The organism is Limisalsivibrio acetivorans (genome assembly GCF_000421105.1).
Lineage (GTDB): Bacteria > Chrysiogenota > Deferribacteres > Deferribacterales > Geovibrionaceae > Limisalsivibrio > Limisalsivibrio acetivorans.
The window spans coordinates 196615-219129 of the sequence record NZ_ATWF01000001.1 but is presented as its reverse complement, the minus strand read 5'-3'; the positions used below and the strand labels follow the sequence as shown (position 1 = coordinate 219129).

Here is a 22515-nt window from a genome sequence, read left to right as displayed (position 1 = left end):
TCAAATAAATATTTGACTATTTCACGCCGGAGTGACCGAATCCTCCGGAGGCTCTGTCCGTATCCTCAAGGGTCTCCACATGCTCGAAAACCGCCCTCTCGGTCTTTGCAAAAACCATCTGGGCTATCCTGTCCCCCTTTTCATATACAAAAGTCTGGGCGGAATTGTTCATAAGAATTACGCCTATGTCGCCTCTGTAATCGGAGTCTATGGTTCCGGGGGAGTTCAAAACAGTTACACCGTGCTTCAAAGCAAGGCCGCTTCTGGGGCGGACCTGCCCCTCGTACCCTTTGGGTATCTCCATCTTCAACCCCGTCGAAACGAGCTTCCACTCTCCGCAGAGTATCCTCCCCTCTTCCGCTGCACGGAGATCAACACCAGCAGAGCCGCTGGTTGTGTACGAGGGTATATGCTCCTCACCTTCACTGCTTACTATTCTGACGGTAAAAGAAGACATCTGGAACCTCCATCGGCAAAAATTTGTTCAGAGAGCGAGTTTACATCATCAAGGGTTACAGATTCAATACCTTCGCGAATCTCATCCCTTGAAACAAGCCTGTTGTAGTGGAATATATGGCGGATATTGGCGAACATCCTGCTTCCGGCGGTTTCTGTGCCGGAGAAGAAGGAGTAGAGCATCTGGTTTCTGGCAAGCGTCAGCTCATCCACGGTTATACCGTTTCTTGATATCTTTTCGATCTCACGCCTTATAAGCTCATCAACCTCATCGAAACTCTCCTTTTCGCACCCACAGAAGACAGAGATTGACCCCCCTGTGGAATAGAGGCCGACATCCGATTCGATGTTGTAGCACAGCCCCCTCTTCTCCCTGATTTCCTGAAACAGACGGGAGCTCATAAGGCCTCCGAGGATCATGTTGAGTGTTCCTAGGGCGTATCTCCGACCGTCCGTTGCGGGGAAGGCGGGGTACAGATACTGGGCGTATAGATGCTCCGAGGAGCTCTTTTCAGAGTGCATGAAAGCTGTATATTTAGCCTCCGCTGGAAGGGTGTTCATCTCACCTGTGCCCGGGTCTATTCCCTTCTCTTCAAGGATACTGATTATATCACCGCTCGTCACATCACCAGCTGCACTGATTATGCAGTTTGCGGGGGTGTAATAGCTTCGATAGAAGTCTCGAAGTGTACCGGGGCTGAGGGCTGAGACCTCCTTGGCGGTGCCGGATATCGGCATTGCCAGAGGGTGGCCATTAAAAAGGAACGATTCGGATATCTCGTCCAGGTATTCCTCGGGATTGTCCTTGAGAGAGGCTATCTCGGTGAGTATAACCTTCTGTTCATGATAGAAATCCTCATCCCGCATGAGGGGATTAAAGACTATATCAAGGAGGATTCGGAGAAATTCGGGGAAGTTTTCCGAAAAACCGCTTATGTAGTATGAGGTTTGTTCCTTTGTTGTAAATGCGTTCAGGTAGCCGCCCAGCTTCTCCGTCTCACGGCTGATCTCCTCGGCACTATGGGTCGGAGTGCCCTTAAATACCATATGCTCAATAAAATGGGAAACGCCGTTGATTGAGGGTGGTTCGGATGTGCTTCCGTTTCTAAAAGTGATACAGACAGAAACAAGGCCGCCAGAGGCGACCGTTTTGTCTGTTATAATCGGGATTTTACCAAAGGATGCAAGTTCCGGCTTCATAGATAAGGATTAAAGGCACACGTTATAGTGTGCCCTTTATCACAGAAGTACCTTGCGTGAAATTTTATGTCTGCCGTTCTGGTCCTTACCCTGGTACTTAACATCCACTTCGTCGCCTACCTTGAGGTAGTCTGCGATGCTCTGGATGCGCTCATTGCTGTACTGGGAAACATGGAGAAGGGCTTCAACGCCGGGAATAAGTTCCACGAATGCGCCGTAGTCCATGATCTTCTTCACCTTTGCGGTGTAGACCTTGTCATCTTCCAGTTCCTGAACGGTTTCGTTTATGCGGGCTATGGCTGCATCGATGGACTCTTTGTCCACTGCAAATACGTTAACCACGCCTTCGTCGTCGATATCTATCTGTGCACCGGTGTCATCCACGATGGAGCGGATGTTTTTACCGCCGGGGCCGATGAGAAGACCGATCTTCTCGGGATTGATCTTCATGGAGATATATCTGGGTGCTGTTTCGGAAAGCTCTGCTCTGGGCTCTGCAAGGCATTCCTTCATCTTGGAGAGGATGTGGAGCCTTGACTCCTTCGCCTGAGAGAGTGCTTCAACAAGGAGATCCCTTGAAAGACCTTCGATCTTGATGTCCATCTGGAGTGCTGTGATACCGTCTTCGGTTCCAGCCACCTTGAAGTCCATATCGCCGAGGTGGTCCTCAGTTCCCATAATATCGCTGAGTACGGTGTGTCTGTCCCCTTCCTTGATAAGACCCATGGCAACACCTGCCACAACGCCTTTCACGGGTACACCGGCATCCATGAGGCTGAGACATCCGCCGCAGACCGAAGCCATGGAGGAGGAGCCGTTGGACTCAAGGATCTCGGAAACAACCCTGATAGAATAGGGGAATTCCTCTTCATCGGGGAGGATGGGGAGGAGTGAACGCTCAGCAAGGGCGCCGTGGCCAATCTCTCTTCTGCCGGGAGCTCTGAGGAAACCTACCTCACCCACGCAGAAGGGGGGGAAGTTGTAATGAAGCATAAAACGCTTCTTGGAGCTTCCTTCGATGTTGTCCAGCATCTGAGTATCGGTTTTAGTACCGAGGGTAGCCGTCACAAGACCCTGTGTCTCTCCTCTTGTGAAGAGTGCGGAGCCGTGGGGCATAGGGAGAAGGTCCACTTCGATATCAATGGGGCGGACATCCTTGGGTCCTCTGCCGTCGATACGCTCACCCTTACCGAGGGTGAATTCACGGAATACCTTCTTCTCCACAGAGTGCCATACCTCTTTGTAGAGGGATTTCTTCTCTGCGTACTCTTCGCCGAGGGTTTCCTCGAGCTTTTCGAAGTAGCTGTCCCTGATTTCATCAAGTGCAGCATACTTATCAAGCTTACCGGGGATAACGAGAGCATCGTGTATCTTCTGACCAAGCTCCGCTTCCGCCTCTGCGATGAGGTCCTTGGGAACGGAGAAGTCTTTGTACTCAAACTTATCCTTACCGACCTGGGAAGTAAGCTCCCTTTGAACAGCGATGATCTTCTTGATGTTTGCGTGGGCAAACTCAAGGGCTTCGATAACCTCATCTTCGGTTACCATATTCATGCCCGCTTCAACCATGTTAATGGCATCGTCATTACCGCATACGATAATGTTCATGTCGAGTTCGTCGAAGATCTCGTAGGAGGGGTCGATAATAAGCTCGCCGTCTTTCTTACCCACACGCACACCTGCGATGGGTCCGTTAAAGGGTATGTCGGAGATCATGAGAGCCGCACTGGCGGCATTGGTTGCGAGCATATCGGGCATGTTTTTACCGTCGAAGGAAACAACGGTGCAGATCACCTGGGTTTCATTCCTGAAACCGTCGGGGAACATAGGCCTGAGGGGCCTGTCGATAAGCCTTGATGTAAGAGTTTCCTTATCGGAGGGTCTGTTCTCCCTCTTGAGGAAACCGCCGGGTACCTTACCTACAGAGTAGAACTTCTCAATGTAGTTAACTGTAAGGGGGAAGAAGTCCGCAGTGTCGGAGGCTTCTTTTCTGCCGGTTGCTGTAACGAGGATAACTGTTCCGCCCTGGCGGATCCATATGCTACCGTTAGCCTGCTTAGCTTTCCAGCCTGTTTCAAATACTATCGGTTCAGCTGTTTCACTAAGCTGAACCGACACTTCATAGGTCTCTTTTTCCATAAAAATTACTTCCTGATTCCTAAGGCCTCGATCAGTGAGCGGTATCTCTTGTAGTCCTTCTTCTTCACGTAGTCGAGAAGCTGACGCCTCTGGCTAACGAGGAGAAGGAGTCCGCGTCTGGAGTGATGATCCTTGGGATTTTCTTTAAAGTGTTCAGTGAGGTAGGTTATTCTTTCCGTAAGTATAGCTACCTGCACTTCGGGTGAACCTGTATCGTTCTCGTGTGTTTTAAATTTCTCAATAATACCGTTTTTCTTTTCCTTATCAAGTGCCATTCCTTTGATACCTCCACAAGTTAAGCCTGAATATATAACAGATCGTATTTCAAAACACAAGGGTAATTCATGCTTTTAAACGAAAAAAAGGACAGTCCGCTCCCCGCTACTTCGGGGCGGATGGTCCATGAAAAACCGAATGTGCTTATTCAGTCATTCTTACCTATCACTTTTACTATCTTTAAAGGAGAATTGCCAGCATTCTTTTTCAGAGCAAAAGCGAGGATCTTTCCCGCTTCATCCTCTATAAAACAATGCTCCCCCTCGGCCAAATCCGAAGGAAATGTGCTGTAGTTCTCCTCTTTTATGGAAACCCCGTTGAGCACAAGCCTTGCAGCATAAGCATCCACAGTGGCTCTCGGCCAGTTCAGCATATCCCAGACCGGCGTAACAGCTTCCTCCGCCCTCCCCTCTTCCTTAAGCTCTTCGAGCCTTTCGAGGGTAACGGACTCCTTCGCTGTAAGCTTCCCGTTCGCTGTTCGTATCAGTCCACTCATCCTTGCATAACAGCCGAGCCGAAGACCTGCCTCGTGGATGATGCTCCTTATATAGGTACCCTTGGCGCATCGAACCCTGATAACGCATCTGGGGTAGCTGTATTCCATCAGTTCAATGGACCTAACGCCCATAACACGCCTGCCCGCATCCTCGATCTCACCCTTGCGGGCCAGCTCATAGGCACGCTTGCCGTTCAGCTTAACTGCGGAGAATGCGGGGATAGGAAGCTCCACATCACCGGTAAGCTCAGCCAGCACAGCAAGAACATCATCCTCCGACGGGACAATGCCCTTCTCCTCCGCTGTTACCTCACCCTCGGTGTCGTAGGAATCGGTGGCGAAGCCCAGCTCCATCTCACCGACATACTCCTTTTCCACATCCATAAGATAGTTTACGAACTTGGTGGCGTTGCCGATGCAGATAGGGAGAACCCCCTCTGCGAGAGGGTCGAGTGTTCCGAGGTGACCGGACTTCTTAACCTTTAATACCCTGCGGAGCCTGTCCACAGCCTTAAAGGAAGTCATCCCCTTCTCTTTGTATAGATTAACTATCCCGTTCATCGCCGGAATCATCATCCTTTATTTCACGTATAATGCCGTCAATATATTCGCCGTATTCCCCTGATTCATCGATATGAAAGGAGAGCTTGGGTATCTTCTTGAGGCGAATCTTCTTGGCAAGCCGGTGGTTTATAAAACCGGCGGAGCGCATGAGCCCGCGCAGGATACCCTTTTTGTCGTCCTTCTCAAAGGTGGTGAAGAAAACCTTCGCATAGCTTAGATCACGGCTCACATCTATGGTTGTAACAACAACACTGCGCACCTTCGGGTCCTTCACCTCAAACTGTATGATACGGGAGATCTCCTCCTTGAGGAGCTCCGAAACCCGCTCTATTCTGTGCATCTAAAATATCTCCTCGGAAATGCCCATAACCTCCACCTCAGGGTAGGATTCCACAAAATCCATAACCTTGGAGAGCTGCCTCTCCACATGGTTCCTTTTGGAGGAAAGGGTAACAATGCCGATCTCCGCTCTGTTCCAGAGATCGGCTGAACCGACTTCACTTACGGCAACATTGAACCTGTTCGATATCTTCCGTTTAAGCCCGGAGATTATCTTTCTCTTATCCTTCAGCGAGAAGGCCTGCTCCACGCCAAGGATAAATACAACGGAACCTATTACCATCCGTGTCCTTATTCGGCAGGCTTGACATCGTCAAGGGTACGCTTCTCTTCCACTACACGATAGCTTTCGAGGATATCCCCTTCCTTGATGTCGTTATATTTTTCGATACCCACACCGCACTCATAACCGGCAACAACTTCCTTCGCATCATCCTGAAAACGCTTGAGGGAGTTTATCTTGCCGTCGTATATAACGATGGAGTCCCTGATAATCCTTATGCTGGAGTTCCTTGTAATCTTACCTTCAAGAACATAGCAACCAGCGATTTTGCCCATCTTCGGAACGGAGAATACCTGACGAACCTCAACCTGACCCATGATCTCTTCCTTCGTATCGGGATCAAGGAGACCCTCAAGGGCCTGCTTAACATCGTCTATGATCTTATAGATTACAGAGTAAAGGTTAATCTCAATGCCCTCGTGCTCCGCCTTCGCCCTTGCCTTAACATCGGGACGAACGTTGAAGCCGAAGACGAGTGCGTTTGAGGCGGCAGCGAGAATGATATCGTTCTCAGATATTCCGCCAACGCCAGCATGGATGATATTAACCTTAACCTCGGGGTTAGAGAGTTTATTCAAAGATGACTCCAGAGCCGCTAGTGAACCCTGAACATCCGCCTTGATAACAAGGTTAAGCTCTTTGAGCTCACCCTCTTTAATCTTATCGAAGAGATCCGCAAGGCTCACTTTGGATTTCTCCATCACATGCTCCTCGCGGTTCTTGTCCTTACGGAATTCTGCAATCTGCTTTGCGGTTCTCTCATCGGAGGTTACCTGGAAGAGCTCGCCGGACTGGGGAACGTTGGAGAATCCCATAAGCTCAACGGGCACAGAGAGCCCCGCCTCTTTAACGGAAGCACCTTTGTAGTTGAACATAGCCCTTACCCTGCCGTACTCCTCGCCGCATACGAAGAAATCGCCCTTGTTGAGCGTACCCTTCTGGACAAGGACAGTGGCTACTGCACCCTTCTGCTTATCGAGCTTGGACTCGATGATGATACCCTCAGCGGGTCTGTCGGGGTTACCTTTAAGGTCAAGAACCTCGGCCTCAAGGAGAACCCTCTCAAGCAGGTCTTCTATGTTGATCTTCTGCTTGGCGGAGATCTCCTGGAACTGGTGCTCACCACCCCACTCCTCGGAGATGATCCCGTATTCGGAGAGCTGGTTTTTAACCATATCGGGGTTGGCGTTTTCTTTATCTATCTTGTTAACAGCCACAACCAGACGAACACCTGCCGCCTTGGAGTGGTCTATGGCCTCTTTTGTCTGGGGCATAACGCCGTCGTCCGCCGCAACAACGAGGATAACGATATCGGTAACCTGCGCACCCCTTGCCCTGAGCGACGTGAACGCCTCGTGACCGGGTGTGTCAAGGAAGGTGATGCTTCCGTTATCAAGCTCAACCTCGTAGGCACCGATGTGCTGGGTGATACCCCCAGCTTCGCCGTCTGCAACAGAGGTACTGCGCAGTGCATCGAGGAGGGATGTCTTACCGTGGTCAACGTGGCCCATAACGGTCACGATGGGTGAGCGGGGAACAAGATCCTCTTCGCTCTCCTCTACTTCGGGGAGGAAGTCCTCCTCTGTTACAACCTTTTTAACAACCTCGATGCCGTATTCCTCACCGAGGATCTGAGCCGTATCCGAATCAACAGCCTGATTAACAGCCGCCATAACTCCAAGCCCAAGGAGCTTACGTATAAGCTCTGTAGCCTTAACGCCCATCATCTTGGCAAGTTCGGAAACAACAATATTCTCGCCTATTTCAATTCTGGATGGTCTAACGATAACCTTCTCCTCTTGATCCTGTTTCTTCTTTTTACGCTTCTGATTACGCCCCTTGTTCTGCGGGGGTCTCTTGTTAAAAACTTCCTTATCCGCTGTGGGCTTTCTGGAGGCCTCCAGCTTCTTACCCTTGGAGGGAGTCGATGTTTCTGTTGTTTCCTTAGCTGTCTCCTCTTCGGTTTCAGCCTCGGGAGCAGCAGGTTCCTCAACGATACCCTTTTCCACCTCTTCCTCAAGGCTGAGTATATCGAAGCCCTCTTCAATCGTTTTATGGAACGACTTGGGCTTATCCGTTGTACCCTTCTTAGCCTTGCGCTTCGCTTCAGCCTTTTCGGGTTTATCCTTTACGGTTTTGCGCTTTTCATCCCCTTTGGCCGGTTCCACAGGTTTGGGGGAAGCTTCGGGCTTGGGCTGGGGTCTCTGGGGCCTGTCCTGAGTTCTCTCATCCCTTCTGGGGGGCCTTTCATCACGCTTTCTGTCCTCCCTGCCTGTCTGTTCCTTTGCCGGAGCCTGCTTTTTAGCAGGTTCCTTTGGTGCAGGTTTGGGCTTCTCCTTCTTTGGAGCGGGACGCTGTATCGCTTTATCATGGGAACTGAGGGGTTTACTTTTCTTCTCCTCAGGTTTTTCTACTTTTTCTGCGGGCTTCTCAGCAGGTTTTTCCGCAGGCTTTGGCTCTTCCTTTGCGGGAGTATCAGCGGGCTTTTCTGGCTGAGCGGCCTCTGTCACCTGCTCCTGCTTAACCTCAGGCTTCTGCTCTTCGACAGGTTTGGGGGTCGGCTCTTCGCGCTTGGGCTCTTCATTCTGCCTGGTGGCCGCATCCTTCTGCATCTGCTCCCTGTCCTCATCCACCTTCTGGATGGTCTTTTCAAGGGCACGCTTACGGTTCAGAAGCTCTTCACGGGAGATCTTCCTGGGCTGGGAGCTTGTATCCTGCGATTGGCTGCTACCATCCTTGTTGATCTTGACCTCCCTCGCCTTGGGGTGTCTTTTATGGCGCTCAAGCGCTTTCTGAAGGAGTTCCTGCCGTCTGTTAAGCTTAAGATGCCTGGGATCGACACCAACCGAACGAACCATCTCCTCAGAGAGATCATCCTCGGTGGTAACGCTGTGTCCATCCGCATTAAGCTTTTCAACAAGCTCTTCCTTTGAGATATTAAGTTTCTTCGCTACATCTGTTAATTTGAATCCTGACATATATTACACCCCGTTAAAGCCAGCGTTTTACTCTGCTCATCGTTTTGAGAACACCGGAAAGAGCCTCTGCAAGCCCTTCTTCCGAAACTGTGTATGCGGCTCTGAGAGGTGAATCCACCTCTTCGGCTACCTTCATCTTCTCCGGCAGCACCGCAGTTTTTACACCGGTTTTCTCTGCAAGCTTTCTGATATTTTTAACTGTGTCCTCTGATGCATCCACAGGGATGAGCAGAAGTTTTGCTTTTGCAGATTTTATTATAGTCTCGGCAGAACTGCTGCCGTCCGCTATCGATCTTCCACCCCTTGCGTTACGCATAAGGGTAAACAGATACCTCTCATGGGCATCGTATACCATCCCTAAAAGCTCCGAAGGCTCCATTCTGGGATGGGGGGATTTAAAAGCCTTGGAGAAAAGTCCCTTTCTGGCACTCTTCTCAACACACCCCTTATTTATACATACATATGCGCCTCTGCCGGGAAGCTTACTCTTAAGGTCGAAGTATACCTTCCCCTCACCATCGGAAACGAAACGGAAGAATTCTGACTTATCCCCTTCCTTTCCGCAGGCGATACAGGTGCGGTCGTTTATACTAATCCTCTTCTCCCGCTTCCTCTTCTTCGACGGAAGCATCCTCGTCATCGAGGTCTACATCTTCGGGAACTTCATCCTCAAAGATCCCCTCTTCCTCAAGTTTGGAGGCGAGGTAATCGATGGCCTTGTTGATAACCTGAACGGCCTCGTCCTCTTCCAGCTCGAGATATGCAATTATCTCATCCACGGAGGAGTTCGAAAGCTTCTCGATATCATCTATTCCGGCCTCAATGAGCTTTGATATATCCTCATCACTCAGACCTTCGAGGTTCTCAAGGTTATAAAGAACGTAGAAGTCCTTGAGCTCCTGTTCCTGGGCTGCGAGACGCTCCTTTCTGATCTCGGCGTACTCGCTCTCCTTAAGAACATCAAGCCTCCACTCGGTGAGCCTTGCGGCGAGGCGAACGTTCTGCCCCTTTTTACCGATGGCGAGGGAGAGCTGATCGTCGGGAACAACAACCTCGATGGTATTCTCGTCCTCAAAGACGTTGGTAAGAACAACATCCGCAGGGGAGATAGCATTGCACACGAACTTCACCGTATCGGGTGACCACTCCACAACGTCGATCTTCTCACCCCTGAGCTCGTTGCTGATGGAGTTGATCCTTGAACCCTTAAGGCCAATACATGCGCCTACGGGGTCGATGTTGCTGTTCTGGGTATAAACGGCAACCTTCGCCCTGTCTCCGGGCTCTCTGGATACGGACTTAACCTCGATGATACCTTCGAAGACCTCGGGTATCTCAGCCTCGAAGAGCTTCTTCATGAACTCCGGATGGGTTCGGGATAGGATGAGCTGGGGCCATCCTTTTATGGTCTTTATATCAAGGAGGAGCGCACGAACATAATCCCCTCTGTTAAAGAAATCACCGGGGATCATCTCCCTCTTGGGAAGAAGAGCCTCTGTTTTACCTATATTAATGATAAGGTTATCACGATCCGCCTTAAGGAGTACACCGTTCACAACCTCGCCTATCCTGCCCTGAAAGTCATCAAGGACAACCTGCTTCTCCGCATCACGAAGCTTTTCGAAAAGCTTCTGCTTCGCAACCAGAGCAGCCTGACGGCCAAGATCCTCAAGGGTTGCGGGTATCATAATTACATCACCAAGCTCTGCACCCTCCTTATAGGCCTGTGCATCATCGATGTGTATCTCATACCATTTGTTGTCTACCTCTTCGCAGACCTCTTTGGGAATGCTAATCTCTATGCTTCCCTTCTCAAGATCCACCTCCACATCCGGCTCAAGATATTTACCTATCTTTCTGCCTATGGCTGCGGTTACGGCCTCTTTCAGAGCCTCGGAAAGGATATCTCTGGATATTCCTTTCTCCCTTCCAAGTTCATCTGCGACTTTCGCAAGCTCCTTGATCATTGTTCCTCCTAAATCTCTATCTCTAGCCTTGCTTTGGAGATGTTGTCAATTTCAAGGGCAAACTCTTTGCTCTCCTTATCCACGTAAATAAGGACCGAACCGTTATCAACACCGTTAATCCTTCCGGTGTAGTTTTTACGGCCGGTTTCATCCTTAACCTTCATGGTTATCTTGCAGAGTTTGCCTGTGTATTTTTCGAAATCCCTTTCATTTCTGAGCGGCCGGTCCAGCCCCGGAGTGGATACCTCTAGATTATACCGCTCGTAGGGAATGATGTCTTCTTTATCTAGAATTTCGGATAGATCCCTGCTGACCAGGGCGCATTCCTCAAGCCCCGGGGTTTCATTGTCCCTGTCGATATAGATCCGGAGCACTCTCCCACCGCGTTCACTGCGGAAGGTAATGTCGAACAGCTCCACCCCGTGCCCTTCTGCAACGGACACTGCGGCGGCTCGCACTTTTTCAATAATCTCTTTATCTCTTGATACTGCCATAAATTCTCACAAAAAAATTGGTGGGTTTTCAGCCCACCGGATGAAACATTAACACAAGCACATAGGCAAAGCAAGGGTTTTTACGTATGAATTGTCCGCAGGATCCCCGTTTTCAGAGGATTAGGGGCTAGAGGGGGAAGATTGTGCCTCCGGTGCTTTGTACACCCTCCATTAAACGAAGGGGCATATCCGCATCGGAACAGCTGTGTCCGCCGAGATGGATCCCCGGCTTAATCCGGTGACCGTGGAAATCGCTTCCTGCAACGGGGAGCATACCCTTACGCACGGCAAGATCCAGGAAGTCATCGGTCTTTTCCCCATCGTGATATGATGAATACGCCTCGATCCCACGAACACCCTCAACAGCCAGCTTTGACGGCTTATCCTCAGGATACTGACCGGGGTGGGCTATGCACAGGAAGGAATCATCCCGCAGTGTTTCCACCGTCTTCATATAGTCGAGCAGAGGGGCATCAACATACGCCCTCCCCCCTCTGAAGAAGTAGTCGAAATAGAAATTCGTATAGGGGCTGTCAGAACGTTCACCCTCGAGGTAGGGCTCCAGTTTGTCATGGTTTTCAGGATACTCCGCAAGCGCCTTAAGAAAGGTTACGCCAGAGGGGGTCTTCCCCTGCGCCATCTCCATGAGCCTGTCCAGATCTATGGAGAAACCGAGGCTTCGCATCTTATCAACCCTCAGCTCCGCCTGCCTTCTCCTGTTACCTTCGAACTCCGAAAGAAGCTCAAGGAGACCGGAATGGGCCGTATCAACGCCATAGGATATAAGATGGATCTCGACATCCTCAAAGTTCGTGGAGAGCTCTATCCCGGAAACGAAGTCAATCTTACGGCATCCTTCATCACCGGCAGACTTAAGGAGATCGGTAACACCTGCTACGGTATTGTGGTCTGTTATGGAAAAATGGGAGAAATTCCTGCTGCGGAGGGCGTTAAGCACCTGGAAAGGTGACAGAACGCCGTCCGAGCTGAAATTTGTATGGATATGAAAATCGAAGTTTCTGAAATCAGCTCCCGAAGCCTGCATCGAAGGCCTTCAGGTTGAGTTCAACGGTCTTGGGCGGAACCTTTTTGCTGACAACCTCCTTCCAGACCTCCTGCTCATAATGCAGAAGGGAGGCGAGCTTGCCGAGGAGCACCATCCCCGCAACCTTTGGATTACCTATCTTCTGGGCCATCTCCATGGCGTCCATCTCGAAAACGGTGCTGAATCTATCCTTAAGATCTGCAACCTGACTCTCGGGATAGTTTTCATCACCGGAGGCCACCGAAGGGGGGTATATCTTATAACGGTTCAGTATAAGCACCGTTTCATCGTTAACATACTCGGGATAACGGAGGAACTCCATATCCTCAAATGATAGGATTATGTCTGCTCCTTTCAGCGGGAGAACGGGGGAACTTACCCTCTTGCCGATTCTCACATGGGAAACAACGCTTCCACCCCTCTGAGCCATGCCGTGTATCTCGCTCTTCTTAACATCGGAACCACCGGCAAGGGCTACCTCGCAAACAATATCGCTGGATAGAACCGTACCCTGTCCGCCGACACCGACCATAAGTATATCGTAATCTTTCATTCTATGACTCCCTCTGATGTATGGCATCGAACCTGCATACGTTGGAGCAAAGCTCGCAGCCCGTGCAGAGTGTTTCGTCTATAAATGCCTTCTTCTCATCCTTCTTCCAGAGGATTGCCGGACAGCCAAGCCTTGTGCAGGCTGTGCAGCCGCAGCAGTTGTCCTCATCCACATAGAAAGGAGGCTTCATTACGCTCCTGTCCGCAAATATGCAGGGACGGTTTGTGAGGATAACGCTCACCTCGTCCTTAGCCGTCTCCTCTTTAAGTGCATCAAGGCAGTCCTCCACATTGAAGGGGTCCACTGTACGGATGTTGTTAACCCCCATCGCCTTAAGAAGAGCGGGGAAGTTAACCTGTGGTGCAGGCTCTCCTTTAATGTTACAGCCGGAGCCGGGGTTCTGCTGGTGCCCTGTCATACCTGTAATACGGTTATCAAGGATAACCACAGTGGAACAGCCGGAGTTGTATACGGAGTTGAGAAGACCGGGGAGCCCTGTGTGGAAGAAGGTGGAATCACCAATAACAGCCACAGACTTCTTCGCAAGCTCACCCTCGGTGGCTCTGTCCATTCCATGGGCCATGGGGATGCTTGCCCCCATGCAAACGGTGGAGTTTATCGCATTAAGCGGGGGAAGAAGTCCCAGTGTGTAGCATCCGATATCACCGGCGGCGAAAAGCTTAAGCTTGCTGATCGCATAGAAAACGCCCCTGTGGGAGCATCCGGGACACATGTTCGGAGGCCTTGCGGGGAGTACTCCGGGATCGAAGGCGGGCTCGGGGCTTTCTGTGCCGAAAAGTTCCTTGACCCTGTCCGTAGAAAGCTCGCCGCAAATATCTCGTTCAAGGGGTTGAACCTCAACACCCGCCGCCTTAAGCTCTGTCTCGAGGAAGGGATCAAGCTCTTCCACAACATAGAGCTTATCAACCTTTTCTGCAAAACGCTTTATCTTCTCCATGGGCAGAGGCCACACCATCTCAAGCTTGAGGACGGAGGCCTCGGGGAGGGCTTCCTTAACGTACTGATACGTTACACCTGCGCAGACGATGCCTATCTCTTCGCTGTTCATCTCCACAGGGTTCATGCAGACCTTACCCTCATCGGCGCATCTTGCGATCTTCTCCAGACGCTTCTCAACAAACTTATGCCTCTGACGGGCGTTTGCGGGAACCATAACCCATTTCTTTATGTCGTTCTCTGGCTCAAATATGGGCGGGGTATGCCGGGGCTTTATCTGAACCACAGATTTACTGTGGCTGAGCCTCGTGCATGAACGCACAAGTACCGGAGTGCTGAATTTTTCTGAAAGCTCAAGTCCTCTGGCGATGAAATCCTTCGCCTCCTGGCTGTCTGCGGGCTCAAGCATAGGGATCTTCGCAAAACGGGCGTAATGCCTGCTGTCCTGCTCGTTCTGGGAACTGAACATGTTCGGGTCGTCCGCCACAACGATAACAAGTCCGGCATTAACACCTGTGTAAGACACGGTCATGAGCGGATCCGCCGCAACATTAAGACCCACATGCTTCATACAGGTCATCGCACGCTTGCCAGCGAGGGAGGAGCCTATGGCTACCTCAAGGGATACCTTCTCATTCGTTGACCACTCGCTGTATATCTGCTCATACTCCGCCACATGCTGGGTTATCTCCGTACTGGGAGTTCCGGGATAAGAGCTGACAACCATAACACCCGCTTCATAAGCACCGCGGGCAATAGCTTCATTTCCGCTGAGAACCTCTTTCATATTAACCTTCCCATCTATTAACCATGTCATAGAGTTTGTTTTCGGGATATTTCTCGCCAAATTCTGCCAGAAGTGCTGCCTTATCACCCTCATCCGCCTCAAGAACGGCTCTGTAGTACCAGAGGGGTTCCTGTGCTGCGCTACCGATGTAGCTGGAGGGATTTATATTTTCAGAGCCGAGATCGTAGGCGTATCCATCGGCAACACCAGCAAAATCGCCTCCAACCCTGGAAAGGGTGTTAAGAGCCTGATCTGTTCTACCAGTTATCTGATAGACTTCTGCTGCTCTCAAATATATATAGTCGCTTGCCTTCTCCTTGGAGTTTGCAAAGGCGAGGAACTCTTCCACTGTGGCCTGACCTGTTCCTGAAGTCAGTGCAAATTCAACAGCACCAATCTGCTCGTTTACCATCTGTGCCTTGCTGTCCATCATCTGCTTACCCATGTAAAAGAGAAGGAAAGCCACAAGCAGACCCCCCACAACGAGAATCACTTTCTTGTAGTTGTTCTGCAGAAACAGCTCGACCCTATCTATCGGAACCTCTTCTACTGTGTTTTTCTTGCTTTTAGCTGCCAATTGAATCCTCCAAAGCTTTTTTAAAAATCCTTTCATTATTCTTCATCACAGTGCCTGCCTCCTCAGAGGAGAGGCCAGCGCCCATGAGTATATTAAACGCCGCTTCCGGTGAAACAGAATCGCCGGGAGCATGAAAGTCGTTATTTATCACCAGACTGCATCCGTTTTCAAGAGCTGTTTTAGCCACATGTCCATTAGTTATGCTGTGCCCCCTTCTCGTGGTTATCTCAAGGTTCACACCGATTTTAGCCGCTCTTTTGACTTCCTCCGGTGATATGAGCCCGGGGTGGGCAAGGATATCAATCCCTGCATCGATAGCCGCAATGTTCGTACCCGGCTCCACCGGCTCGGTGAGAGTTTCACCATGGACGATGACAATATCCGCACCATTACGCCTTGCTGTCTGGGTGAGCCTGTCCATTGATGCGGGGAGGATATGGGTCAGCTCCACACCTGCAAGAACCTTGAACTCGGGTGATTGTGAGTTAAACTGCTCCTTAAAGCGAAGAAGATTCTCAAGGATAAACAGCAGATTGGAATCATCGGCGTGGTCTGTGAACGCAATGCCTCCGTATCCGGCTGCCCTAGCCCTTCTTGCCGATTCGGCGGGGATAAGCGACCCATCGCTGAAAACTGTATGTGTATGAAGATCAAACATCATAATATATATACCGTTCCTGCCTTATTTATCAACTATTTTGATCAAGAAACCTGCGTACTATGTCCACAACCTCAAAGGGGTCGTCCACCACAGGCACCAGATCCACATCCTGCTCAGTTATGAAGCCTTCGTCAAGCATTCTTCCCTCTATCCAGTCGCGAAGGCCCTTCCAGTAGTCGCTACCCACAAGGATCACGGGGAAAGGCTTTATCTTCCTTGTCTGGATAAGGGTTAGTGCCTCGAACATCTCATCCATGGTTCCAAAACCTCCGGGCATTATCACGAAGGCTTTGGAGTACTTAACAAGCATGACCTTACGGACAAAGAAGTAATTCAGCGAGACACTTATATTGGTATACGGATTGGGTTTCTGCTCGAAGGGGAGCTCGATATTTACACCCACAGAACGCCCTTCCTTCTCGTAGGCACCCCTGTTGGCGGCTTCCATTATACCGGGTCCGCCTCCTGTCATAACGGCTATACCCTCATCGGCAAAAAGCCTGCCCACTTTCCTCGCCAGCTCATAGTTATAATCACCCTCACGCACCCGGGCGGAGCCGAAAACGCTTACACAGGGGCCTGCCTTGGAGAGGGTTTCAAAACCATCAACAAATTCAGCGAGTATCTTAAATATTCGCCACGTATCGCCCACCTTCATCTCATCTATAAGATACTGCAGGCTGTTAAGATTCATTTGTTCGGACAAATCAGAAACTCCTAAATGTTAATGTTTGATGACAGCTTCCATACAAGATAATGAGACCAATATCATCCTTTTGTATGCCTGCTCAGAATAAATTTATATCATAGGGGTATTATAGTAAACCTTAAAGTTGAAAACAGATCACGGCAGAAAGAAAACAATATCAGACAGACTGTCTATAAACGCTAGGTCATTTTCTGACTGCTCAGTTCAATTTCCTGTTGACCACATTATTATTGGGAGTATACTTACATTCCTGAAATCTGGAGGATTCTACAGACCGCTTATTGGCTTTGTTTTTCAAAAGATAGCTTGAGAATAGGGCAAAAGGTGGTAAAAATGATTTGCAGGTCCACTTATTACTATGCGACCAGCAATGTAGCATTGCTTATTATCCAGCAGTCTTGCTTTTTCGCGGGCAGGTCTGTTTAAAATTCTTATATCTACATCGAGGAAACTATGAAGAGAACTACAGCCGTATTATTAACACTGCTTTTAGCAGTTATCTCTCTCAGCGCATTTGCAGAGGAGAAGCAGGAGCAGAAACAACAGCAGCAACAACCCCCCGCTAATGTGGTTACCGCAGTGGTGGAGAAGGGTCTGATGTCCCCCACTGGGGAGTTTGTTGGGACCGTATACTACCCCGAGCTCTCTTCCGTATCCTCCCAGAGCTCCGGCATCGCCGAGTCCATAAGCTTCAAGGAGGGGGAAGAGGTTAAGAAGGGAACCGTTATGGTGCGCCTTAATGATGATCTCCTACGTAAATCCATCGAAGTGGAGAGGGCTAATCTGGAGTATGAAAAAACCCGTCTTGAGCAGTATGAGCGGGACTTCAACAGGGTTAAGAGCCTTTATGAGCAGAACTCGGTTTCCGAGCAAACCTTCGACGATAAGAAATACGCCGCTGCCGCCCAGAAAAAGGTGGTAACCGCCAAGGAAGCCTCACTCGCAAAGCTAATGACCGAGCTTTCACAAAAGAGTATAGAGGCACCCTTCACAGGAACCGTCGTGGAGAAATCCGTGGACAGGGGTGAGTGGATAAACACTGGTAGCATGATAGGCTCCCTCGCGCGGACAGACTATGTCGATGTGATAGTAAACGTTACGGAATCCGTTGCAGGGGTTGTTCAGTCGGGCATGGGTGTTTCGCTCAGTATCGGCGGCAGAAGCTACAAAGGTGAGGTGGAAACCGTTGTTCCGAGAGGAGATGTCAAGACTCGTACATTCCCCGTTAAGATAAATGTAACCAATGACGGAACCCTCATTGAGAGCATGCAGGCAAAGGTTATACTCCCTACCGGCCCCAGTATAGAGGCGCTCATATTCCCCAGAGACGGAATCACACCCGCCTACGGCAAAACATTCGCCGTGGCCGTTGTTGACGGAGCCGCACAGCAGATGCCCATAGAGGTTGTGGGGTATAGGGATAAGATGGTTGGCGTTAAGTCACCCGCACTCCAGCCCGGCATGAGGGTTGTGATCGAAGGAAACACACGTGTGCGCAACGGTCAGCCTGTAAAGGAAAAAGACGGTAAATAATATATGGATTTAGTTAAACTTGCGATAACAAAACCGGTTATGATCACCGTCGGGGTGATCCTGATACTGATATTCGGTCTGCTCGGATTGAGCAACATGCCCTATCAGCTCAGCCCCTCGGTGGTTAAGCCGGAGATAACCGTTACAACAACATGGCAGGGTGCAACACCCTACGAGGTGGAGAGCGAGATCATCGAGGAGCAGGAGGAGACCCTCAAGGGTATCCCGGGGCTTATCGAGATGGAATCCACCGCATACAACAGTATGGGTGAGATCTCCCTTAAGTTCCGCCTTGGAACGGATCTGGACAACGCCCTTCTGCGTGTTTCAAACAAGATCAATGAGGTTCCGAGCTATCCCCAGAACGTGGACAAGCCTGTCATCAGTGCCACCGGTGCGGCGACTTCCCCAGTTATATGGATGATTCTCAAACCTCTGGAAAATGCGGAAACACAGCATATCGATACATACAGAACATTCTTTGAGGACGAGGTTAAGCAGAATCTGGAGCGTGTTACCGGAGTGGCGGATCTTTTCGTCTTCGGTGGAACGGAAACCCAGATGGAGATATCCGTCTTCCCCGAAAAACTAGCCGCATACGGACTCACCTTCGATGATGTAATACGGACCATACAGGCGGAGAACCAGAACACCTCTGCCGGTACACTCGGTTTGAGCCGTAAAAACTACAGGATCCGTACGGTTGCGGAGTATGGCTCTGTGGTGGATATAGAGAATGTTGTCCTCCTCTCCGACGGTCAACAGAGGGTTTTCCTGAAGGATGTGGCCGATGTCGCCCTCGATTACGAGATCAATGACAACGCCATGCTCCACAACGGCGAAGAGGGTATCGTAACAGGTGTTGAGCCCGAGCCGGGCACAAACGTCCTCGCCCTCACCGATAAGATGGAGGCAGTGGTAAAGGGGCTGAACGGCGGCATACTCAAAGAAAATGGTCTTTACCTCGACTGGGTTTACGATCAGCGCCCCTACATAAACAGCGCCATCGACCTTGTTAAGCAGAATATCCTCATCGGAGGTATCCTCGCTGTCATAGTACTGCTAACCTTCCTCCGAAGCCTTACTTCAACGGTTATCGTTGCCACGGCGATACCGATTTCCGTTATCGGAACATTTATGTTCATGAATTTCTTCGGAAGGAACATCAACGTTGTGAGCCTTGCGGGGATCTCTTTTGCTGTGGGCATGCTTGTGGACAACGCCATCGTTGTTCTGGAGAATATCGACCGTCACAGGAACATGGGCAAAACAGCGTTCAAAGCATCCTACGACGGAGCAAAAGAGGTTTGGGGAGCTGTTTTTGCATCCACCACAACCACCATAGCTGTTTTCCTCCCCATCGTTTTCCTCGAGGAGGAAGCGGGACAGCTTTTCAGAGATATCGCCATCGCCGTTACCTCTGCGGTTATAATCAGCTTCTTTGTTTCTGTTCTGGTTATACCGATGCTGTCGAACCTGATACTGAAACATAAGAAGATAAAAGAGAAGAAGGATAGCAAAAACCCCCTTGTTATGCTTGGCAAAGGCTTTGCATCCCTCGTACTCCCGCTGGTTAAGCTCTGCACGCTTAACTGGATGACAAGGATAGTGACAACAATCATCCTCGTGGGATTCGCATTCTCCAGTGCTTATATACTGATGCCCAAGATGGAGTACCTTCCTGAGGGTAACCGTAACCTTATTCTGAACATCTTCGTTCCACCGCCAGGGCTCTCCTACGAGCATAGATACGACATCGGTGAAGAACTTTACGAAAAGACCAAACCCCTTATGGGACAGGACCACAACGGCCTCCCCGGCGTGGAACAGCTCTTCTATGTGGGAGCGGACAGGATTATGATCACCGGTGCTGTGAGCATACATGAAGACAGAGCGGGCGAGCTTATCCCCTTCTTCCAGAAGGCGATAACGAGCTTCCCCGGAATGTACGGCGTTTCTATGCAGGCGAGCATCTTTGAGCAGGGTATCGGCGAAGGACGAAGCATAAACGTAGATATAAGCGGTGTTAACCTCCAGCAGATATCCGGTGCGGCGGGCATGATGTACGGCATGATAAGCCAGATGATCCCTGGTTCACAGATACGCCCTATCCCTTCCATCGAGCTCACCTACCCCGAGGTTCAGGTTGTTCCCGACAGGGAAAAGCTGAGAGCGGCAGGGCTTAACTCCAGCTCCCTCGGCACAATGGTCGATGTTCTTATGAACGGAAGAACCGTCGGTGACTTCAGTCGTGAGGGGAGCAAGAAGATCGATCTTGTGGTTCAGTCCGCCAATAACGTAATAGAGACTCCCGAAGATATCAAAAACAGCCTCATCGCCACTCCTGCGGGGGGTATTGTGCCTATAATGAGCGTTGCAGACTTCCAGAGCACAACGGGTATTCCGCAGATACGTCACATCGAACGAAAGCGTACCACCACCCTGCAGGTAACCCCGCCGAAGAGCATGCCCATTGAGGAAGCTATGGGGATCATCTCCCAGCAGGCTGTCCCTGCGGTTAAATCCAAGGGGATGCTGAACGGACTTGAGGTAAACCTCAGCGGTACGGCGGATAAGCTTGTGGAGACCAAAAACGCACTGCAGTGGAACTTTGTACTGGCCTCTGTGATCATCTATCTGCTTATGTCCGCACTGTTCGGTAACTTCATATATCCGCTAGTGATCATCTTCACCATCCCGCTGGCCGCTTCGGGCGGATTCATTGGGCTTAAACTGGTGAATTTAACCATGGGCTCCCAGCCGATGGATATCCTTACGATGCTGGGCTTCGTTATCCTTATAGGAGTCGTGGTGAACAACGCTATTCTCATCGTGCACCAGTCTCTTAACAACATCAGGGACCACTCCATGTACTATAAGGACGCTGTTCTTGAAGCGGTGCGCACAAGGCTCAGACCGATATACATGAGTGCATTCACCAGTATCTTCGGTATGCTTCCCCTTGTTATCAGCACTGGTTCCGGCTCGGAGCTTTACAGGGGGCTGGGAAGTGTTGTTCTTGGTGGTTTGGCACTGTCGACGGTATTGACGATATTCCTTATTCCGTCTCTACTGATGTTTGTAATCAAATTTGAAAAAACCGATAAAGAGGAAGAAAATGCGTAGAATACTCCTTAGCCTCGCCCTTGTCCCCGTTGTTGCATCGTCCGCATATGGACTAACCATCGATGAAGCGGTGGAGAAGGCACTGGCAAATAACCATGAGATCAAGGAATACAGATTCTTGAGTGAGCAGGAAAAGAACACTGTGGAGGCCAGCAGGGCTCCTTATAAGCCTGGGATAAGCGCCGGATACGGCTACTCCCGCACAAGCAGGGATGAGAAGTACGGCGAGCAGGAGAACTCCTCCGCCGATATAACCATCAGCTACAACGTATACAGCGGTGGAGCCAAGGATATAAACCTGCAGTCTGCAAAGGAGAAATACCAGGCACAGAAGCACTATGAGAAGAGTGTGGAGGCGGATCTTATCCTTGATGTAAAAACTGCCTACATCAACATCCTTAAGGCTAAGAAGGATATCGAGGTTGAGAAAGAAGCTGTACAGCTCCTTGAAAGACAGCTCAAAGATACAAGGCTCTCCTTTGAGGTTGGTGTTGTGGCAAAGAATGAGGTGCTCAAGGTAGAATCAGAGCTTGCCTCCGAGCATCAAAAGCTACTTGTGGCCGAAAGCAAGTTAAGGACTTACATGCATGAGCTTGAGTCATACATTAACGAGGATATCTCAGAGAACGACGAGTTTGTTGACATAAGCGGCGTTGAAAAGAAGAAGCTCGACGAGAAAAAGCTTTATTCAGAGCTGACAGAGAACAGGAGTGAGCTCAAGTACCTCGATGGTCTTGTGCAGTCTTCGGAACTCGGTGCAAAGTCCACCCTTGCCGGTGACCGCCCCAGAGTGGATGTATCCGGTGCATATAAGACATATGGCGATGACTTCGTCCCTGCTGACAGAGACTACACCTACGATGACGAGTTCGTAGTTTCTGCCAGCGTTTCATGGAGCATCTTCGACGGCAACAGCAGAAAGAACACCGCCGCCGCCCAGAAAGCCTATGCAAACTCTCTCCGCCAGAGACTACTTAAAACAAAGACGGATCTTAAGTATGCCCTCAACTACGCCCTTGAGCAGTATGAGCTTGCTGTGAGCAGCCTTGAGGTTTCGGAGAAAGAGGTTGAGTACGCTGAAGAGAACTACCGTATAACCGAGAACCAGTATAAGCAGAGGGTATCCACCACCACCGACCTTCTCGATGCCAGAACATACCTTACAAGGGCAAGAAACAACTACAACAAAGCGCTCTACGATATGTATAAGGCAATGGTCGAGATAAACAGAGTAGTGGAAAAGGAAGTTTTCTAAGGAACTGATATAATTAGTGATATAAACGAAGCCGGCTCATTGGGCCGGCTTTTTTATGGTTGAATTTAATAAGTATTGGTTGATGAACTTTATCCCTGATACTTAAGTTGGGATACCGGA

At 50.1% G+C, this 22515-nt stretch carries 20 protein-coding genes; 3 read left to right on the top strand and 17 right to left on the bottom strand.

Annotated elements, in window-relative coordinates; genetic code table 11:
- Window positions 1-16: 16 nt before the first annotated feature.
- The 17 genes from dut to K300_RS0100950 form a co-directional block, all read right to left on the bottom strand.
- Window positions 17-457 carry a dUTP diphosphatase gene (gene dut, locus K300_RS0101030; RefSeq protein ID WP_022849801.1) on the bottom strand — a complete coding sequence of 147 codons (441 nt, stop codon included), beginning with the start codon at window positions 455-457 and terminating at the stop codon, window positions 17-19.
- Window positions 433-1656: a M16 family metallopeptidase gene (locus tag K300_RS0101025; RefSeq protein WP_022849800.1), complete on the bottom strand. Its 1224-nt coding sequence runs from the start codon at window positions 1654-1656 to the stop codon at window positions 433-435. The genes dut and K300_RS0101025 overlap by 25 nt, the downstream gene beginning before the upstream one ends.
- Before the next feature lie 39 nt (window positions 1657-1695).
- Window positions 1696-3795, bottom strand: coding sequence for a polyribonucleotide nucleotidyltransferase (gene pnp / locus K300_RS0101020; protein WP_022849799.1), 2100 nt, complete (start codon window positions 3793-3795; stop codon window positions 1696-1698).
- Between the two features lie 5 nt (window positions 3796-3800).
- The gene (gene rpsO, locus K300_RS0101015) at window positions 3801-4070 is read right to left on the bottom strand and encodes a 30S ribosomal protein S15 (RefSeq protein ID WP_022849798.1); all 270 of its coding nucleotides are present in this window, start codon (window positions 4068-4070) and stop codon (window positions 3801-3803) included.
- A gap of 149 nt (window positions 4071-4219) precedes the next feature.
- Window positions 4220-5128, bottom strand: coding sequence for a tRNA pseudouridine(55) synthase TruB (gene truB / locus K300_RS0101010; RefSeq protein ID WP_022849797.1), 909 nt, complete (start codon window positions 5126-5128; stop codon window positions 4220-4222).
- Window positions 5112-5471 (bottom strand): 30S ribosome-binding factor RbfA, encoded by a 360-nt coding sequence (gene rbfA, locus K300_RS0101005; protein ID WP_022849796.1) that lies wholly within the window; start codon window positions 5469-5471, stop codon window positions 5112-5114. Before rbfA ends, truB begins: the two co-directional genes overlap by 17 nt.
- Window positions 5472-5753, bottom strand: a complete 282-nt coding sequence (locus K300_RS0101000; RefSeq protein WP_022849795.1) for a DUF503 domain-containing protein — start codon at window positions 5751-5753, stop codon at window positions 5472-5474.
- An 8-nt stretch (window positions 5754-5761) separates the two neighbouring features.
- Window positions 5762-8731 (bottom strand): translation initiation factor IF-2, encoded by a 2970-nt coding sequence (gene infB / locus K300_RS14105; protein ID WP_022849794.1) that lies wholly within the window; start codon window positions 8729-8731, stop codon window positions 5762-5764.
- A 13-nt stretch (window positions 8732-8744) separates the two neighbouring features.
- Window positions 8745-9371, bottom strand: a complete 627-nt coding sequence (locus tag K300_RS15840) for a YlxR family protein (RefSeq protein ID WP_081646844.1) — start codon at window positions 9369-9371, stop codon at window positions 8745-8747.
- Window positions 9322-10698, bottom strand: a complete 1377-nt coding sequence (gene nusA / locus K300_RS0100985; RefSeq protein WP_022849792.1) for a transcription termination factor NusA — start codon at window positions 10696-10698, stop codon at window positions 9322-9324. Before nusA ends, K300_RS15840 begins: the two co-directional genes overlap by 50 nt.
- Window positions 10699-10706: 8 nt before the next feature.
- Window positions 10707-11192, bottom strand: a complete 486-nt coding sequence (locus K300_RS0100980) for a ribosome maturation factor RimP (RefSeq protein ID WP_022849791.1) — start codon at window positions 11190-11192, stop codon at window positions 10707-10709.
- 127 nt (window positions 11193-11319) lie between these two features.
- The gene (locus tag K300_RS0100975) at window positions 11320-12237 is read right to left on the bottom strand and encodes a PHP domain-containing protein (protein ID WP_022849790.1); all 918 of its coding nucleotides are present in this window, start codon (window positions 12235-12237) and stop codon (window positions 11320-11322) included.
- The gene (locus K300_RS0100970; protein ID WP_022849789.1) at window positions 12218-12790 is read right to left on the bottom strand and encodes an indolepyruvate oxidoreductase subunit beta; all 573 of its coding nucleotides are present in this window, start codon (window positions 12788-12790) and stop codon (window positions 12218-12220) included. Before K300_RS0100970 ends, K300_RS0100975 begins: the two co-directional genes overlap by 20 nt.
- A gap of 1 nt (window position 12791) precedes the next feature.
- Entirely contained in the window at window positions 12792-14534 is a 1743-nt protein-coding gene (gene iorA / locus K300_RS0100965; RefSeq protein WP_022849788.1) for an indolepyruvate ferredoxin oxidoreductase subunit alpha, read from the bottom strand.
- A 1-nt stretch (window position 14535) separates the two neighbouring features.
- Entirely contained in the window at window positions 14536-15111 is a 576-nt protein-coding gene (locus tag K300_RS0100960) for a hypothetical protein (RefSeq protein WP_022849787.1), read from the bottom strand.
- Complete coding sequence (locus K300_RS0100955) at window positions 15101-15769, bottom strand: histidinol phosphate phosphatase domain-containing protein (RefSeq protein ID WP_022849786.1); 669 nt, start codon at window positions 15767-15769, stop codon at window positions 15101-15103. The genes K300_RS0100960 and K300_RS0100955 overlap by 11 nt, the downstream gene beginning before the upstream one ends.
- Before the next feature lie 31 nt (window positions 15770-15800).
- The gene (locus K300_RS0100950) at window positions 15801-16466 is read right to left on the bottom strand and encodes a TIGR00730 family Rossman fold protein (RefSeq protein WP_022849785.1); all 666 of its coding nucleotides are present in this window, start codon (window positions 16464-16466) and stop codon (window positions 15801-15803) included.
- A gap of 468 nt (window positions 16467-16934) precedes the next feature.
- Between K300_RS0100950 and K300_RS0100945 the strand changes: the two genes are divergently transcribed.
- From K300_RS0100945 to K300_RS0100935, 3 genes are read left to right on the top strand one after another with little or no spacing between them, the layout of a single operon-like run.
- Entirely contained in the window at window positions 16935-18014 is a 1080-nt protein-coding gene (locus tag K300_RS0100945) for an efflux RND transporter periplasmic adaptor subunit (RefSeq protein WP_022849784.1), read from the top strand.
- 3 nt (window positions 18015-18017) lie between these two features.
- Window positions 18018-21140, top strand: coding sequence for an efflux RND transporter permease subunit (locus K300_RS0100940; RefSeq protein ID WP_022849783.1), 3123 nt, complete (start codon window positions 18018-18020; stop codon window positions 21138-21140).
- The gene (locus K300_RS0100935) at window positions 21133-22395 is read left to right on the top strand and encodes a TolC family protein (protein WP_022849782.1); all 1263 of its coding nucleotides are present in this window, start codon (window positions 21133-21135) and stop codon (window positions 22393-22395) included. The genes K300_RS0100940 and K300_RS0100935 overlap by 8 nt, the downstream gene beginning before the upstream one ends.
- Window positions 22396-22515 lie beyond the last annotated feature (120 nt).